The sequence below is a fragment of the Paenibacillus sp. Z3-2 genome, from assembly GCF_054161325.1.
In genome coordinates this window covers 3,727,385-3,743,439 of record NZ_CP096397.1, presented here as the reverse complement: position 1 = coordinate 3,743,439, position 16,055 = coordinate 3,727,385, and the positions used below count along the sequence as shown (strand labels likewise).

Genomic DNA, 16,055 nt, shown 5'->3' with positions numbered 1-16,055 from the left:
GCATGACAAAATCATGGAAGAGGTTCCTGAACTGTTTACATTACTTTCAGAAAAGACAGGACCTGTGCTAGAATAGGGTTTCGGAACAATAAAAAAAGTAATGTCTAATAGATAGGAGCAACCTCATCTTATGAGTTTATTGTCAGTAGAGAACGTGAGTCACAATTTTGGAGATCGCACATTATTTAAAAATGTATCGTTTCGCTTACTCGCCGGAGAGCGCGTAGGACTTGTTGGTGCCAATGGTGTGGGTAAATCCACACTAATGAACATCCTTACAGGTAAATTGCTTAAAGACAGTGGAAAAGTGGAATGGACACCTAAGGTCCGTTATGGATATTTGGATCAGCACACGAAGCTTACGCCGGGCAAAACCATTCGTGACGTGCTTAAGGATGCATTCCTTCCGTTGCTTGAATTGGAAAAAGAAATGATGAATATTACAGACCAGATGGCGGATGCAGATCCAGATAAGCTGGAACAGTTGCTGGAAGAGATGGGCGATATTCAGGAACAACTGGAGCAGGGCGACTTCTATCTGATTGACGTAAAAGTGGAAGAGATGGCCAATGGTCTTGGTTTGTCCGCAATTGGTCTTGATCGTGATGTCGCAGCTCTAAGTGGGGGGCAACGTACCAAGGTGCTTCTTGCCAAGCTTCTGCTTGAGAAACCTACAGCTCTTTTGCTGGATGAGCCGACCAACTATCTGGATGTAGAGCACATTGAATGGCTGTCACGTTACCTGAAGGACTACCCGCATGCGTTTCTTCTAATCTCCCATGATACGGAATTCATGAATGAAGTCGTGAATGTCATTTATCATTTGGAATTTGCCAAATTAACGCGATATGCAGCGAACTATAACAAGTTCCTGGAGATGGCGGATATGAATAAAGCCCAGCATATTGATGCGTATGAGAAGCAGCAAGAGTACATCAAGAAGCAGGAAGATTTCATTCAGCGTAACAAAGCACGTGCTTCAACCTCAGGTCGAGCGAAGAGCCGGGAGAAGCAACTGGACAGGATTGAACGTATTGATCGTCCAGATGAGGCGGCCAAACCAACGTTCAAATTCAAGGATGCCCGCGCGAGTAGCAAAACGGTCTTTGAGGGTATTGATTTTGAAATTGGATACACGTATCCTTTGCTGCCTAAAATGACGATGACGATTGAACGTGGTGAAAAAATTGCCATTGTAGGCTGTAATGGTGTGGGTAAATCGACGCTGCTGAAAACCATCTTGGGCAAGATATCTCCACTCAGTGGAAAGACCTTTTTGGGAGATTATCTCGAAACGGCCTATTTTGAGCAGGAAGTTCGTGCTGGGAACATCACGCCGATTGAGGATGTCTGGAATGAGTTCTCACATTTGACACAGAATGAAGTCCGGGGGCATCTCGCTCGCTGTGGATTAAAAAATGAGCATATTACCCGTCCGCTTAACATGCTGAGTGGTGGAGAACAAGCCAAGGTTCGTTTGTGCAAGCTCTTGATGCGTGAGAGCAACTGGATTCTGTTCGATGAGCCAACGAACCATCTGGATGTCACAGCAAAAGCTGAGTTGCAGCGTGCCTTGCAAGAATTCAAGGGAACGGTGTTGTTGGTATCTCATGAACCTGATTTCTACGAGGGTTGGGTCACCAAAACATGGAATGTCGAAGAATGGTCTGAGAAAAACTAGACGATTCAGGGAACGTTTAATAGAATTGAACGGTGACAAAAAAAACCGTCTATGGTAACATAAGCTACAACTTCATATGAACACTAGGGGGGCCGCACGATGCGGCTGAGATGGAAGAATGCGATTCCGGACCCTTTGCACCTGATCTGGATCATACCAGCGTAGGGAAGTGGCGCGCGCGTTTCAGTAAATGACCTGAGCAAACGGAAATTCGAATGAATTTCAACTGTCGGCTTAGCGAGTTGAAACATGCAGTTCCTTGTATAAGTTATGGTTTGAGTTCCATAGCTGTTTTGTACGAAATGAACTGTATGCATCATTCAGTCATCTGCTCCAATTATTAATACGCAGCCACTCCCCTACGGGAGTGGCTTTTTTGTATTTTTATAGCATTCACGCATGGAAGGAGATGAACAGTACGGCAATTTCTCATGAACATGTACACGGATCATTTGAACTGCATGTTGTATCTACGGGGGGAGAAGATCAAGCCTCTTTTGTGAAATCAGCAAAGGACGTGTGGCCGTGGGTCGACTATATTCACATACGAGAGAAAGAACTCACATGGCAACAAAAGATCGGTTGGGCTGAAAGTTTGCGTGGCATTGGAGTTCCATCTTGCTGCATCGTTATCAATGGATCAGAACTGCCCTCACAGAATGAAACCTATGGCGGTGTGCACTGGGGGCAAGAGGCTATGCGTATGTACAACACTGCTGTCATAAGCAATGTGCAACGACTTCGTCTGGGTGTATCTGTTCATTCAATCGATGAGGCAAAAATCGCTGAAGAACGGGGAGCCGATTACCTTTTCTTCGGGCATGTCTATGCAACCAACAGTAAGCCTGATCTTGACCCAAGAGGATTGCACGCTCTTGCTGAAGTGTGCTCTGGTGTCTCCGTTCCTGTTATTGCGATTGGGGGCATTGAACCGGCGAACATTCGAGCAATCCGCTCAACGGGAGCACAAGGGGTTGCCGTGATCTCGTACATATGGGGTAACGATTCACCGGATCGAGCTGCTGCATCATTAAGACAGGCAATTGTTGATACAGAAAGTCTGAGCCGCTGAATCAAGGAGATGAGATGATGAAAGAGATCGTATCGGGTCAGAACAGAAATCATTTCAGTCATCAACTGAAATCTGAACCGGAATCAAGAAACAAAAGTGTTACGGATAGACCGGATAAGATTCATGCCGAAACTATTATTGTAGGTGGAGGCGTCGTTGGTTGTGCCATTGCATATGAGCTTGCCTCCCGTGGACAGGAGGTACTGCTGGTAGAGCGTTCAGCAATCGCGGGAGGAACTTCGTGCGCCGCGGCTGGAATGCTGGCGGCAGACAGTGAGGATTTTGCTCATCCTTTGATGGCTAAGCTTGCCAGGCAGAGCAGACAGTTACTTCATGAGCAACAGGTGCTAATGGCTATCCTTAGCGGGTTAGAGGTTGGTCTGCAACGCCAGGGATTCCTGACCCCTTTTCGTTCATACAGTGAATTAAGCAGCTATAAGAACAATCGAAATTCTGCTTTGTCTGCTGATGAGGTGTGGTGGGATCGTTACACTGTGCAACAGGAGGCATCATGGCTTAACAGAGATACGTATGGAGCCTACTACAGGCCTTACGAGAGTGAGATTCTTCCTGTCAATCTAACAAAGGCATACGCTGCATCCGCTCAAGCAATGGGAGCACGGGTAATGGAAGGGATACAGGATATACGCGTGCAAGCAAACGAACATGGTGTACAGGGGATCAGCACATCGATCGGTGAGATGACATGCAAACATGTCATTATAGCGGCTGGATTACAGAGTGAAGAATTAATGAGACATGTGAATCTGAGCTTGCCTGTGTGGTCGGTAAAAGGAGAAATAGCTGCTGTTCAGTTCTCAGCTGAACATGCAGGGTACAGACCTGATAGAACGGTGTATGCCGAAGATATCTATATTGTTCCGAAAGCCAATGGAGAAGTGTGGCTTGGGGCAACCAGTCTGCCCGGCAGAACGGATCTGAACGTTTCAGTCCAGAGTGTACAGAAGCTGCTAGCAGCAGCTACCTATTGGGTACCTGGAATGAAAGAAGCTCGATTTTTGAGAGCATGGGCAGGCGTAAGACCAGCCACTCCGGATGGACTGCCTTATATAGGTGCTTGCGAGAGTGTTCCCGGGTTGTTCGCCGCCTTTGGGCATTACCGCAATGGTATTTTGCTCAGTGCTATAACAGGCAGACTAATGGCTGAATTGCTTGAGGGCAGAAGCTCAGAAGAACTCGGGATCGAGGAGCTGAGTCCTGAGCGATTGAACAGAAAGGGAGTGGTGCAGTGAACATCATAGTAAACGGTCAACGGATGGAGATTGAAGACGGATTGAATCGTGTGGACAAACTGCTTAAATCTTTTGATCTGCAAGTCAAAACTGTAGTTGTTGAGCTGAACAGGCATATTTTAACACGTGAGTATCATGAAACGACGGCATTAAGAGAAGGCGATCGAATCGAGATTGTACATTTTGTAGGAGGCGGTTGATAATGTTGAATATTGGTAAATATACGTTTGAGTCCAGATTGTTGCTCGGAACAGGCAAGTTTTCTGATCTTGAAGTGCAAAGCCAGGCTGTGGAAGCATCTGAAACGGAGGTTCTAACCTTTGCTGTTCGTCGTCTGAATCTGGAGGAGCGTAACCAGAAACATTTCCTGGATACGTTGGATCTCGATAAATACACTCTTCTGCCAAATACAGCTGGAGCTGCCACTGCGGAAGAGGCGGTGCGCATTGCTGAGCTTGCACGGGCTTCTGGACTTTGTGATATGATAAAAGTCGAAGTTATCGGAGATGGAATGACGTTGCTCCCGGATCCGATTGAAACGTACAAGGCTTGCGAAATTTTGCTTGAAAAGGGCTTCACTGTACTGCCTTATATTTCGGATGATGTCATTCTGGCCAAAAGGCTGCAATTGCTTGGCGTACATGCTGTAATGCCAGGCGCTTCTCCCATCGGAGCTGGTAGAGGCATCATTAATCCCTATAACCTTGAGATCATCATTGAGCAGGCCGTTGTACCTGTAATTGTGGATGCAGGGTTGCGCTCCCCCAAAGATGCTGCTTATGCCATGGAACTTGGTGCCGATGGCGTATTATTGAATACAGCCGTATCTGGATCAGGAGATCCGGTGAGCATGGCTAAAGCGATGCGAATGGGGGTAGAGGCAGGTAGACTGGCATATGAGGCAGGCATGATTCCCGTGAAGCGTTATGCAGCAGCCAGCAGTCCGGTGGAAGGAATGGTTCATACATGACAGATCAATTAACATCTTCCGAGCAGGCGGATCGGTATTCCAGACAGGAACGTTATGCGCCGCTGGGCAAGGAAGGTCAGGCGAAATTAAAGGGCAGCAGAGTGTTAATCGTAGGCGCTGGTGCACTCGGAACAGGAATTGCTGAAACGTTAGTTCGTTCAGGAGTCGGGCACATAACCATCGTGGATCGTGATTATGTGGAGTGGAGTAACCTGCAGCGGCAGCAATTATATGTAGAACAGGACGCGATTGAACGGATGCCGAAGGCGATGGCAGCGAAAAAACGTCTATCTGCCATTAATTCCACCGTTCATGTGGAAGGCAAAGTGTTGGATGTCAGAGTAGATGAGTTGGAAGAACTCGTCCAACATGCAGACTTGATTATGGATGCAACGGATAATTTTGATACCAGACTACTTATGAATGATATGGCACAGAAATACCGTATTCCCTGGATATATGGTGGATGCGTGGGCAGTTACGGCATTACCTATACGTTTATGCCTGGAGATACGCCATGTTTGAACTGTATGCTGGGAGAAGTCCCTCTTGGGGGAGATACCTGTGATACGTCTGGCATTATTCCTCAAGCGGTACAGATGGTAACGGCGAATCAGACATCAGAGGCGATGAAGTTGCTTAGCGGCAATACGGGTGCACTGAGACGCAAGTTGTTGTCATTTGACGTGTGGAGGAACGAATACATATCCATTAATGTGGATGGTGCGAAAAAGCAAGACTGCCCTTCCTGCAGCGATACGGCTACGTATCCATATCTTTCTGCGTCCAATCTGGAGAAAACAGATGTGTTGTGTGGCAGGGATACCGTTCAGATCCGGCCTGCACGGCGCATGAATCTGGATCTTCAACATACGGCGGATCGCCTGGACAGACTTCAAGAAGGAAAAGTGGAATCCAATCCTTTTCTGGTTTCTTTTACAACAGGAGCTCATAGAATGGTCATTTTCCAGGATGGACGTGTTCTTGTTCACGGAACAAAAGATACAGCCGAAGCACGTACACTCGTTCACCGCTACTTTGGCTGAAGCAAAAATGAAGCAAAGTCTGTTCCCTTAAGGGAATGGGCTTTTTCATTTTACGGCATGATAACTGTAACAACCTTTGCTGCGAGCAGAAGGATAGAGACAGGCCGGGTGAAAACAGTGAAAACAGCCATATTGCTGATGGGAGCAGGAGAGCAGCTTGACCTTATTCAAGACGTATTATGTTCCGAAGGATATGAGGTGCAACGAAAGGAATGGTCTGAACTTAACCAAACCGTTGAGCCTTCATTGTTACATATCAATCTGATCATCCTGGTAGATAGTGAAAAGGGTCAGGGCTATCGGAAACAGAAGAAAGAAGAGCTGAAACAGTGGATGGATAAAGGTCAGGTTATACCTCTACTGGTTATCACTTCTAATGCATCTCCTCAGTTCATCGTGGAATGGCTGGATTTTGGAGCTAACGACGTGATGGAGGAACCTGTTCACTTAAACGTTATGCTGGCCCGAATACGGAATTTATTGCGAGTTTTTGCGAATGTAAAGCAAGAAGGTGAAGAAGTAATTGTAGTTCATGATCTTAAAGTGAATTTGCGCTCAAGAAGGGTAAATCGTGCCGGAGAGTACTTAACATTAACGCCAAAAGAGTATGAATTGCTCGAATTCTTGGCGTTGCATGTAAATGAAGCATGTACCCGAAGTGATATCTTGCGGGAAGTATGGGGTTATGAGTATGCAATGGATACTAACGTAGTGGATGTATACATCAAACATTTGAGAGTTAAAGTGGACAAGGGAAGGAGTGTGAAACTGATTCATACCGTGCGTGGGATTGGTTACATGCTTCACGACAAAAATTAGATTATACAGTGAATTCCATGAATCACCAGTTTAGATTGTGGCAAAAAGAGGGTAAAAATAAAAGACCGGATAGTAATCTCCGGTCCTTACTGATTAGCAATGATAAGTTCTAAAGTACACGACGAGCTTTAACATACGTTCTCTTCCAAGTACCAGAGTCCAGATCCGAGAGGGTTACGCCTGGAGATCCATACGTATGCAGAATTTTGCCATTTCCAGCATATACACCTACGTGAGTGACATTGGAACCAGTAGAACGGCTGCCACTGGAGAAGAACACCAGATCTCCGACACGCAGATTAGCTTTAGACACAGCCTTACCTTCTTTGGATTGTTTCACGGAAGTGCGCGGCAAATCTACACCATACTTTTTGAAAATATATTTCATAAAAGAAGAGCAGTCAAATACCTTGGTTGTTTTAGTTGAAGCACCAAATTTATATGGAGTTCCAGTAAATTTTTTGCCATAGTTAACAATTTGTTGACCTGTGGATACAGAAGCAGTTGCTGCTTGTGCAACAGGTGCATTAGTCATTAGTACAGCTCCAAAACCTAGTGTAGCGCACAACCCGACGGTTACGGCCTTTTGGACAAAGATGTTTGTTTTCATGTTAGTTAGTACCTCCAAAATTCGTTTTCGTTAAGTTGCTAGAGCGAGTATAACAGCTTTGTAACAGCCTAGAAATTGGATAGGGATGTGTAATCCCTTGTGCCACAGTGGTTTGGGTATGTTTATTAAAATACAATTAAAAATGTCAAAAAATTAATCATTGACGAATGATACATATTGATGAAATAGAAAAGACCCTTGAATATCAAGGGTCTTTATTACGTGTGGACCTATTATTTTCATTGAATCACTGGTTACAAAAACGTAATAAATAACGATGAAGCATGCTAATAGATTCAATCTTTGCTCTGAATAATCAGTAGTAAGCCACTATCGATGGTGACTGTACCTGAAGTACCTAATAGTTTGTTGCTAACACCTAAGGATTGTCCCATGCGAATGGTGGCTTGATCCAGTGGATACATAAAACCTTCCAGAGTTATTCCTGTAACTTCATGAGTCAAGGGGAGCAGAGAAACATATTTATAGTCACGGTGCTCAACCACAGCTTTGGATGTTGTCAATGTCATGTAGTTGTGTTTGTCCTGTATCACACAGGAGATGTGATGCTGCATCGCGCGAACCATAATATGTACATTGGCGAGTGTGTGATCCATACGTGTACCTGTAGCACCTAACATTAAGATGTTAGAAGGTTCGTGATCTAGCGCTGTCTCAAAAGCCATTTCTGTATCCGTAAGATCCTTATGAACAGGGTCGCATGTAATGAACTGAATGCTATTGTTGCTTACAATTATACGTTCCTCTTCGGTAATAGAGTCGAAGTCACCCACTGCAATGTGAGGCTGAATGCCGTGTTCAATCAAAAATAATGCACCGCGATCGGCCGCGATAATCATGTCATCTTCTCGTATTTCCTGAAGTAATTCCACAGATAAGTTACCGCCTGTAAAAATAACAATTCGTTTCATCGTCATTTCATTTCATCCTTCCTAATTCTTTCACCAAACCAGTATAATCCACAAAATGTGGTTGCACAATTTCAGTGCTCGCGGATACAATGGGTAGAGCGACACGGAGATGACTTGAAAAGTGAGGTTTGAACAGGTTGGACTTACACATTTTTGAAGTATTCAGTATTATAGGTACCATCGCATTTGCAATGTCTGGTGCTTTCGTGGCAATGGAAGAGGAATATGATATTTTGGGCGTACTGGTGCTCGGGCTTGTGACTGCATTCGGAGGCGGTATTATCCGGAATGTACTTATAGGTATACCTGTAACGACACTATGGAGTCAGGGATCACTTATTATGTTAGCCTTGGTATCTGTAGCAATTGCATTTATACTGCCTCTCAAGTGGATTGGTCACTGGAAGCGAACTGAGGCATTGTTTGATGCAATCGGACTCGCAGCATTTGCAATTCAAGGCGCATTGTACGCGGCGAACATGGGACACCCCATTAGTGCGGTTATTGTTGCAGCAGTAATGACTGGTATTGGTGGAGGCGTTATTCGAGATGTGCTCGCAGGACGTAAACCGCTTGTATTGCGTGATGAAATTTATGCTGTATGGGCAATGACAGCCGGTTTCGTTATAGGTATGGGCTGGTTAACAACGAATGTAGGGCTATTACTGTGTTTCGCAGCCGTTGTGTTCTTCCGGATGTGTTCTGTACATTATAAATGGAAGTTGCCGCGTCGTTCGTTGGTGCCATCGGGTACAGGGGACGTCAGCAGCCAGCCCGAGAGCGTTGTAACACAGCCAGCACCACCGGTACTTCATGGTACGCTAAGCAAGGGGGAATAAATAATATGATTAACGTTTTGTTTGTATGTCTAGGCAATATATGTCGCTCACCAATGGCTGAAGCCGTCCTGCGGCACAAAGTTCTGGAGAAGGGGCTTGAACACCAGATTCGTGTGGACTCAGCGGGTACAGGTGACTGGCACGTTGGTAAACCACCACACGAAGGGACTCGGAAATTGCTGGATACGTACCAGATTTCTTATGCCAACATGGCAGCGAGACAATTCGCCAGCGAAGACTTTACTCAGTTTGATTACATTGTGTGCATGGATAATTCCAATGCAGATAATGTGCGCAACGTTCCAGGCGGAGCTGAGGCGGAAATCATCAAGTTTATGGACATGCTTCCGGAGGAAAAGCTCAGAGAAGTACCTGATCCGTATCACACAGGCAATTTCGAAGAGGTGTACGAACTGGTTAATGCAGGCTGTGATGTTCTATTGAGAAAGATTGAAGAGGAACATTCATTAGATTAGCAAATAAACATGATCTCATATCTACTTGTAATCGGACAAAGAAGCAGGAGTAGGGTACTCAAGCAAGCAGGATATCCTGCTTCTTTTTCAGATCACAATTGTAAGCGGTAACATTATGGAAGAAAACAATAGCGGCCTTTCAGCCGCCTGTTGATTTGGTCCTTTTATCTTTCCTGGAGAAAATAAAGTAATGCTTCTGGCAATTCCTTCTGCCAAAAGCCCCATTGGTGTTTTCCGTCTTTCTCCTGATAGGAGACGAGGGCACCTCGTTTTTCCAGCAATTCTCGAGTATCCCGGTTTAATTGAACAAAATCATACGTACCCGTGTCTGCCTCGAAATCAGTCTCTTGCAAACCAACGATCATCCAGATCGAGAGCCAAGACAGATCTTCAGCCGCGGCATAGATTTCCTGTGAAGCAGAATAAAAGGCACCAGACATACTAATGACACGTGTGAACAGATCCGGATATAACAGAGCAAGATGAAGCGAAACACTGCCACCGAGCGAGTCTCCGGCAAGAATGCGTTCCTGCGGAGAAGGGCGTACAGGATATTTCTCTTCTATATAGGGAATAATCTCTTCAGCGAAGCAAGCGGTATATGCCTTGAACCGATCTCCAAATGGGGCATATTCCTGCGTTCTCACAGACACATCCACCTGAACCCCTACAATAATGAAAGGTTCGGCTCCTTCGTCCAGAATAATTTGGTTAGCTGTTGTAGCAATTCGTCCGAAATTAAAAAATTCTTCGCCATCCTGACAATAAACGACAGGGTAGCTAAGTAATTCGTTATAGCCCGGAGGAAGATAAATACGGAGCGTTCGCTTCTCTCCGAGATAACGACTTTCAATCTCTTCCTTGACAATCGTGCGTTTCAAATAGCGGGAATCCGTCATAAAACGTCACCTTTCTCGGTTAATTTTTTGCATTCGACCGCGCAATACGGTAAGATTACCCTTGTGCGGGGTTAGGTCAAACACGCAAACATGTATTATGCTGTTATACCAATATTAAACCCCTGTTATACATACAATCCGGCAGGAAACATAAAAAAATTACGGATTTCTTTGACGTATGGAGTGAAACAGGTGTATAATAATATTATAACAGCGGAACTTGATATTCAAATTTTTTGTTGAGGTGAAGAAAAAAATGAGCAAGGTTCCTTATGAAGTGTATACAGAGGATGTAGAAGCTCTGTCCGTGCTGTCTCCTGACGGCGAAATTGTTAACAAAGACATGATGCCTACACTTTCCGATGATCAATTAAAAGAAATTATGTATCGCATGGTATTTACCCGTACTTGGGATGACCGTGCAGTAAACCTGGGCCGTCAAGGTCGTCTTGGTTTCTATGCTCCAGTATCTGGTCAAGAAGCTACAATGGTTGGTAGTGAATTTGCAATTGAAAAAGAAGACTTTGTATGTCCTGGCTATCGTGACATTCCGCAACTCGTATGGCATGGACTTCCTCTTTATCAAGCATTCTTGTATTCCCGTGGACACCAACATGGTGGACAAATTCCAGATGGCGTTAATGTATTGATGCCACAAATCATCATTGGTGCACAAATTCTGCATGCAATGGGTATCGCTATGGGTTACAAATTGAAGAAACAAAAACAAGTTGTTATCACGTACACAGGTGATGGCGGTTCTTCTGAAGGTGACTTCTATGAAGGTCTGAACTACGCTGGCGTATACAAACTGCCTGTTATCTTCTTCGTGCAAAACAATGGTTATGCCATCACTACTCCTTTTGCTAAACAAACTGCAGCTCTTTCCATCGCTCACAAAGCGGTAGCAGCAGGTATCAAAGGTGTTAAAGTTGACGGTATGGACATCTTCGCTGTTATCAAAGCTGTTCAGGAAGCTGCTGAGCGTGGGCGTAACGGAGAAGGCGCAACATTGATCGAAGCGGTAACTTATCGTTTCCGTCCTCACTCCCTTTCGGATGATGCTTCCAAGTATCGTACAAAAGAAGAAGAGGCAGAATGGTCTGCTAAAGATCCTATCGCACGCTTTGCTAAATATCTGGAGAAAAAAGGTCTTTGGACTGAAGAAGATACTGCACGTGTGAAAGAAGAAGCAAAAGCTAAAGTAAATGAAGAGATCAAAAAAGCGGAAAAAACCGAGAAAATGACGATTTCAGGCTTGATCGACAGCATGTTCGAACAAACGCCTAAGCACTTGGAAGAGCAAAAAGCTGATTTCCAATAAGTTTTTTCCGATAAAGCATAAACATCCGCGACTTGAATGTCCCGGTATACATGTACGAATTCAAATGTGAACTGTCAATGTTTAAGGAGGAAATGAAGCAAATGGCACAAATGAACATGAAAGAAGCAATCCGTGATGCGCTTCGCGTGGAGTTGAAACGTGATCCTAACGTTCTGCTTTTCGGTGAAGACGTAGGTAATGTAGGCGGCGTTTTCCGTGTAACGGAAGGTCTGCAAAAAGAGTTTGGCGAAGAGCGTGTATTTGATACACCACTGGCTGAGTCCGCTATTGGTGGTCTGGCTGTAGGTCTGGGTGTACAAGGCTTCCGTCCGGTTGCTGAGATCCAATTCGTTGGTTTTATCTTCGAAGCCCTTGACCAAATGGTAGTGCAAGCTGCTCGTATGCGTTTCCGCTCCGGTGGAAAATACAATTCTCCAATCGTATTCCGTACACCATTCGGTGGCGGCGTAAAAGCGGCAGAATTGCATACAGATTCCCTGGAAGGTCTGCTTACGCAAACACCAGGTATCAAAGTAGTTATACCTTCCAACCCTTACGATGCAAAAGGTCTGATGATCGCTTCTATTCGCGATAATGACCCTGTATTCTTCATGGAGCACTTGAACCTGTACCATGCTTTCCGTGCAGAAGTGCCTGAAGAAGATTACGTTGTTGAGTTGGGTAAAGCGAACGTTGTTCGTGAAGGTTCCGATGTAACAATCATTACTTACGGTATGATGGTTCACACTTCTGTGAAAGCAGCAGATGAACTCGAAAAACAAGGAATCAAAGTTGAAGTTATCGACCTTCGTACGGTTAGTCCGATCGACATCGATACCATCGTTGCTTCTATTAAGAAAACAAACCGTGCGATTGTTGTACAGGAAGCTCAAAAGAGCGCAGGTGTTGCTGCTGAAGTCATTGCACAAATCAATGAAAAAGCAATCCTGCACTTGGAAGCACCGGTTCTGCGTGTAGCTGGTCCGGATACTGTATATCCTTTTGCACAAATCGAAGATTCTTGGCTGCCTAACCCGGCACGTATCGTTGCTGCGGTTAATAAAGTCGTAAATTTCTAATTTAATCATCTGACATGCCGCAAGGCGCAGTATGGTGATTCACACCGCAGCGCAAGCTGCACTGTAAACAGCCATTAGCCCCTTGAGTAACAGTTATTTGCATTAGCAGTAACAGTTGTTTCTTGGAGTTAAGGGTTGTTTTCAGGATTGAGCACATAATCAAGGAGGTTTTTCAGTTGGCTAAATTTGAATATAAATTCCCTGAATTGGGCGAAGGCCTACACGAAGGCGAAATCATCAAGATGCACATCAAAGTCGGTGACAAAGTAACTGACGACGACATCATCATGGAAGTACAGAACGACAAAGCGGTGGTTGAAGTACCTTGTCCGGTTAACGGAACAGTTACAGAAGTATTCGCTAAAGACGGTCAAATCTGCCACGTTGGCGAAGTTGTAGCCATCATTGATGCAGAAGGCGAACTTCCTGAGCAAGACGACGCTCCTGCTGGCGATCAAGGCGAGCAAGAGAAAGATGCAGCTCAAGGCGGAGCCGACACAAGCGGTTCTTCTGCAGCAGCTTCCAGCTCGGATGCAGCTAAAGAGGGCGGCAATAACAGCGTTCCGGCAGTACCTGCCAAAGACGTTCTGGCAACACCAAGCGTGCGCAAATTTGCTCGCGAACAAGGCGTAGACATCGCTCAGGTTAACGGCACTGGCAACAACGGTAAAGTAACCAAAGAAGATGTTGAATCCTTCAAAAACGGTGGCGGTTCTTCCGCAGCCGCATCTTCCGAAGCTCCGGCTCAAGAAGAGAAGAAATCCGCAGCACCAGCAGCAGTTGCAGCTAATCAACACGTTGAAGAAGAGCGCGTACCATTCAAAGGTATCCGTAAAGCGATCTCTAATGCAATGGTTAAATCGGCTTACACAGCACCTCACGTTACAATCATGGACGAAGTGGACGTAACTGAGTTGGTTGCTTTCCGTACTCGCATGAAACCAATTGCAGAGAAAAAAGGAACAAAAGTTACTTATCTGCCATTCATCGTTAAAGCACTGGTTGCGGCTTCCCGCCAATTCCCGGCTCTGAACGCTATGATTGATGAAGAAGCTAACGAAATTGTTTACAAAAAATACTACAACATCGGTATCGCTACAGATACAGACAACGGCTTGATCGTTCCTGTTATCAAAGATGCTGATCGTAAATCGATCTGGATGATCGCTGATTCTATCCGTGATCTGGCAGCTCGTGGCCGCGATGGCAAATTGAGCGCGAACGAAATGAGAGGAAGCACAATCTCCATCAGTAATATCGGTTCTGCTGGCGGTATGTTCTTCACACCAATCATCAACTTCCCTGAAGTTGCTATTCTCGGAACAGGACGCATCAGCGAAAAAGCAGTGATCAAAAATGGCGAAGTCGTTGCAGCACCTGTAATGGCACTTTCCCTGAGCTTTGACCACCGTATCATCGATGGCGCAACAGCACAAAACTTTATGAATTACATTAAACAGCTGCTCGCTAACCCTGAGCTGCTTGTTATGGAGGTGTAAGATATGGTAGTAGGCGACGCTTCTCTCAATATCGACACATTAGTAATTGGTGCGGGTCCTGGCGGCTATGTAGCTGCCATCCGCGCTGCTCAACTGGGCCAAAGCGTATTGATCGTAGACAAATCCGAACTGGGCGGCGTTTGTTTGAACCGTGGATGTATTCCATCCAAAGCCCTGATCTCTGCTGCACACCAATATGAGTCTGCACTTCACGGTGAAGCTTTTGGTATCTCTGCTGAGAACGTAAAAGTGGACTTCAGCAAAACTCAAGAATTCAAAAACGGCGTTGTTAAGAAAATGACTGGCGGCGTAGCTGGTTTGCTCAAAGGCAACAAAGTTGAAGTTTTCAACGGTGAGTGCATGTTCATTAACGAAAACGAAGCTCGTGTATTCAATGATCACGAGTCTCCGCGTTACAAATTTAAAAATGCAATTATTGCAACAGGTTCCCGTCCAATCGAACTGAAACCTTTCCCGTTTGGCGGACGCATTCTGTCTTCGACAGAAGCTTTGAACTTGCCTGAAGTACCAAAAAGCATGATCGTTATCGGTGGCGGATATATCGGTGCTGAGCTTGGTCAAATGTACTCCAAATTCGGTGCGAAAGTAACAATCATCGAAGGTCTGGATACAGTACTGCCAGGTTTCGATAAAGACATGACTAGCCTCGTAGCTAAAAACATGAAGAAAACAGGTATCGAAATCGTTACGGGTGCAAAAGCAGAAAGTGCTGAGCAAACGGACAAAGACGTAACTGTTAAATATTCCGTAAATGGTGAATCCAAAGAAGTTACTGCAGATTACTTGCTGGTAACTGTTGGACGTCGTCCAAACACGGATGGAGAACTTGGTCTCGACATGATTGGTGTTGACGTTGACGAGCGTGGATTTGTCAAAGTTGACCACCAAGGTCGTACCAGCATTCCTCACATCTTCGCTATCGGTGACATCGTATCTGGCTTGGCTCTGGCGCACAAAGCTTCTTATGAAGGTAAAGTGGCTGCTGAAGCAATCGCAGGACAACCATCTGTAGTTGACTACAAATGTATGCCGGCTGTTGTGTTCACAGATCCAGAGTGTTCCAGCGTAGGTTACACTGAAAAAGAAGCTAAAGAAAAAGGACACAAAGTTAAAGCAGGTAAATTCCCTTATGCGGGTAACGGCCGTGCTGTATCTTTGAACCATGCTGAAGGCTTCGTGAAAATCGTAGCTGACGAAGAAAGCGGCCTCGTATTGGGTTGCCAAATCGTAGGTCTGGAAGCTTCCAACCTGATTGCTGAGCTTGGTTTGGCAATTGAGATGGGCGCTACTTTGGAAGATCTGGCTCTCACTATTCACGCTCACCCAACTTTGGGCGAAATCGTGATGGAAGCTGCGGAATTGGTTATGGGTCACCCGATCCACATCATCTCCCGTTAAGATCAACTAAGCTTCGGATTCGTCCGGCATTATACGTAAATCAGAAGAGACGAATGACGCTAACGCGTTATTCGTCTTTTTTTTCTGAGCAAAAGCCGAGAAATTCAATATACTAGTGTATATGATATGATGAAAAG

Annotated in this window: 16 protein-coding genes and 1 riboswitch; of the genes, 13 read left to right on the top strand and 3 right to left on the bottom strand. The window is 45.2% G+C overall.

The annotated features are described in order from the left end of the window. Positions 1 to 130 precede the first annotated feature (130 nt). The 7 genes from M1D71_RS16760 to M1D71_RS16730 all read left to right on the top strand — a co-directional run bounded on the left by M1D71_RS16760 (position 131) and on the right by M1D71_RS16730 (position 6,841). On the top strand, positions 131 to 1,681 hold the full coding sequence (locus tag M1D71_RS16760; protein WP_036613631.1) for an ABC-F family ATP-binding cassette domain-containing protein: 1,551 nt from the start codon (positions 131 to 133) through the stop codon (positions 1,679 to 1,681). 75 nt (positions 1,682 to 1,756) lie between these two features. After that, positions 1,757 to 1,866, top strand: a riboswitch (TPP riboswitch). A 191-nt stretch (positions 1,867 to 2,057) separates the two neighbouring features. After that, positions 2,058 to 2,753, top strand: a complete 696-nt coding sequence (locus tag M1D71_RS16755; protein ID WP_458122889.1) for a thiamine phosphate synthase — start codon at positions 2,058 to 2,060, stop codon at positions 2,751 to 2,753. Positions 2,754 to 2,767: 14 nt separating this feature from the next. Continuing rightward, positions 2,768 to 4,006 (top strand): glycine oxidase ThiO, encoded by a 1,239-nt coding sequence (thiO, locus tag M1D71_RS16750; protein WP_458122888.1) that lies wholly within the window; start codon positions 2,768 to 2,770, stop codon positions 4,004 to 4,006. Beyond that, positions 4,003 to 4,206: a sulfur carrier protein ThiS gene (gene thiS / locus M1D71_RS16745; protein WP_145322079.1), complete on the top strand. Its 204-nt coding sequence runs from the start codon at positions 4,003 to 4,005 to the stop codon at positions 4,204 to 4,206. Before thiO ends, thiS begins: the two co-directional genes overlap by 4 nt. A gap of 2 nt (positions 4,207 to 4,208) precedes the next feature. Next, positions 4,209 to 4,976, top strand: a complete 768-nt coding sequence (locus M1D71_RS16740; protein WP_458122887.1) for a thiazole synthase — start codon at positions 4,209 to 4,211, stop codon at positions 4,974 to 4,976. After that, the gene (locus tag M1D71_RS16735; protein ID WP_458122886.1) at positions 4,973 to 6,022 is read left to right on the top strand and encodes a ThiF family adenylyltransferase; all 1,050 of its coding nucleotides are present in this window, start codon (positions 4,973 to 4,975) and stop codon (positions 6,020 to 6,022) included. Before M1D71_RS16740 ends, M1D71_RS16735 begins: the two co-directional genes overlap by 4 nt. A gap of 108 nt (positions 6,023 to 6,130) precedes the next feature. Next, a complete protein-coding gene (locus M1D71_RS16730; RefSeq protein WP_458122885.1) occupies positions 6,131 to 6,841 on the top strand; it encodes a winged helix-turn-helix domain-containing protein in 711 nt (236 codons plus the stop codon). Between the two features lie 109 nt (positions 6,842 to 6,950). Here the strand turns inward: M1D71_RS16730 and M1D71_RS16725 are convergent, their stop codons facing one another. Then, positions 6,951 to 7,451: a C40 family peptidase gene (locus M1D71_RS16725; RefSeq protein ID WP_458122884.1), complete on the bottom strand. Its 501-nt coding sequence runs from the start codon at positions 7,449 to 7,451 to the stop codon at positions 6,951 to 6,953. Positions 7,452 to 7,747: 296 nt separating this feature from the next. Continuing rightward, on the bottom strand, positions 7,748 to 8,389 hold the full coding sequence (locus M1D71_RS16720) for a thiamine diphosphokinase (protein WP_458122883.1): 642 nt from the start codon (positions 8,387 to 8,389) through the stop codon (positions 7,748 to 7,750). A 131-nt stretch (positions 8,390 to 8,520) separates the two neighbouring features. Between M1D71_RS16720 and M1D71_RS16715 the strand changes: the two genes are divergently transcribed. Continuing rightward, positions 8,521 to 9,222, top strand: a complete 702-nt coding sequence (locus M1D71_RS16715; RefSeq protein ID WP_458122882.1) for a trimeric intracellular cation channel family protein — start codon at positions 8,521 to 8,523, stop codon at positions 9,220 to 9,222. 5 nt (positions 9,223 to 9,227) lie between these two features. After that, complete coding sequence (locus tag M1D71_RS16710; protein ID WP_458122881.1) at positions 9,228 to 9,698, top strand: low molecular weight protein-tyrosine-phosphatase; 471 nt, start codon at positions 9,228 to 9,230, stop codon at positions 9,696 to 9,698. 164 nt (positions 9,699 to 9,862) lie between these two features. On the opposite strand, the gene M1D71_RS16705 is transcribed toward M1D71_RS16710, so the two are convergent. After that, on the bottom strand, positions 9,863 to 10,597 hold the full coding sequence (locus M1D71_RS16705; protein ID WP_074095466.1) for an alpha/beta hydrolase: 735 nt from the start codon (positions 10,595 to 10,597) through the stop codon (positions 9,863 to 9,865). Between the two features lie 256 nt (positions 10,598 to 10,853). Here M1D71_RS16705 and pdhA point away from each other — a divergent pair, with 256 nt between their 5' ends. The 4 genes from pdhA (at position 10,854) to lpdA (ending at position 15,918) form a co-directional block, all read left to right on the top strand. Further along, positions 10,854 to 11,921 carry a pyruvate dehydrogenase (acetyl-transferring) E1 component subunit alpha gene (gene pdhA / locus M1D71_RS16700; RefSeq protein ID WP_017688072.1) on the top strand — a complete coding sequence of 356 codons (1,068 nt, stop codon included), beginning with the start codon at positions 10,854 to 10,856 and terminating at the stop codon, positions 11,919 to 11,921. Positions 11,922 to 12,022: 101 nt separating this feature from the next. After that, positions 12,023 to 13,000 (top strand): alpha-ketoacid dehydrogenase subunit beta, encoded by a 978-nt coding sequence (locus M1D71_RS16695; protein ID WP_458122880.1) that lies wholly within the window; start codon positions 12,023 to 12,025, stop codon positions 12,998 to 13,000. 176 nt (positions 13,001 to 13,176) lie between these two features. After that, entirely contained in the window at positions 13,177 to 14,499 is a 1,323-nt protein-coding gene (locus M1D71_RS16690; protein ID WP_458122879.1) for a dihydrolipoamide acetyltransferase family protein, read from the top strand. Positions 14,500 to 14,502: 3 nt separating this feature from the next. Then, positions 14,503 to 15,918 (top strand): dihydrolipoyl dehydrogenase, encoded by a 1,416-nt coding sequence (gene lpdA / locus M1D71_RS16685; RefSeq protein WP_124115257.1) that lies wholly within the window; start codon positions 14,503 to 14,505, stop codon positions 15,916 to 15,918. Positions 15,919 to 16,055: the final 137 nt, after the last annotated feature.

What these genes read in the sequence shown, in the direction of transcription:
- M1D71_RS16760 (WP_036613631.1), top strand. Translation starts at nt 131, where the DNA reads ATGAGTTTATTGTCAGTAGAGAACGTGAGTCACAATTTTGGAGATCGC.
- M1D71_RS16725 (WP_458122884.1), bottom strand. Translation starts at nt 7,451, where the DNA reads ATGAAAACAAACATCTTTGTCCAAAAGGCCGTAACCGTCGGGTTGTGC.
- M1D71_RS16735 (WP_458122886.1), top strand. Translation starts at nt 4,973, where the DNA reads ATGACAGATCAATTAACATCTTCCGAGCAGGCGGATCGGTATTCCAGA.
- lpdA (WP_124115257.1), top strand. Translation starts at nt 14,503, where the DNA reads ATGGTAGTAGGCGACGCTTCTCTCAATATCGACACATTAGTAATTGGT.
- pdhA (WP_017688072.1), top strand. Translation starts at nt 10,854, where the DNA reads ATGAGCAAGGTTCCTTATGAAGTGTATACAGAGGATGTAGAAGCTCTG.
- M1D71_RS16705 (WP_074095466.1), bottom strand. Translation starts at nt 10,597, where the DNA reads ATGACGGATTCCCGCTATTTGAAACGCACGATTGTCAAGGAAGAGATT.
- thiO (WP_458122888.1), top strand. Translation starts at nt 2,768, where the DNA reads ATGATGAAAGAGATCGTATCGGGTCAGAACAGAAATCATTTCAGTCAT.
- M1D71_RS16720 (WP_458122883.1), bottom strand. Translation starts at nt 8,389, where the DNA reads ATGACGATGAAACGAATTGTTATTTTTACAGGCGGTAACTTATCTGTG.
- M1D71_RS16695 (WP_458122880.1), top strand. Translation starts at nt 12,023, where the DNA reads ATGGCACAAATGAACATGAAAGAAGCAATCCGTGATGCGCTTCGCGTG.
- M1D71_RS16710 (WP_458122881.1), top strand. Translation starts at nt 9,228, where the DNA reads ATGATTAACGTTTTGTTTGTATGTCTAGGCAATATATGTCGCTCACCA.
- M1D71_RS16740 (WP_458122887.1), top strand. Translation starts at nt 4,209, where the DNA reads ATGTTGAATATTGGTAAATATACGTTTGAGTCCAGATTGTTGCTCGGA.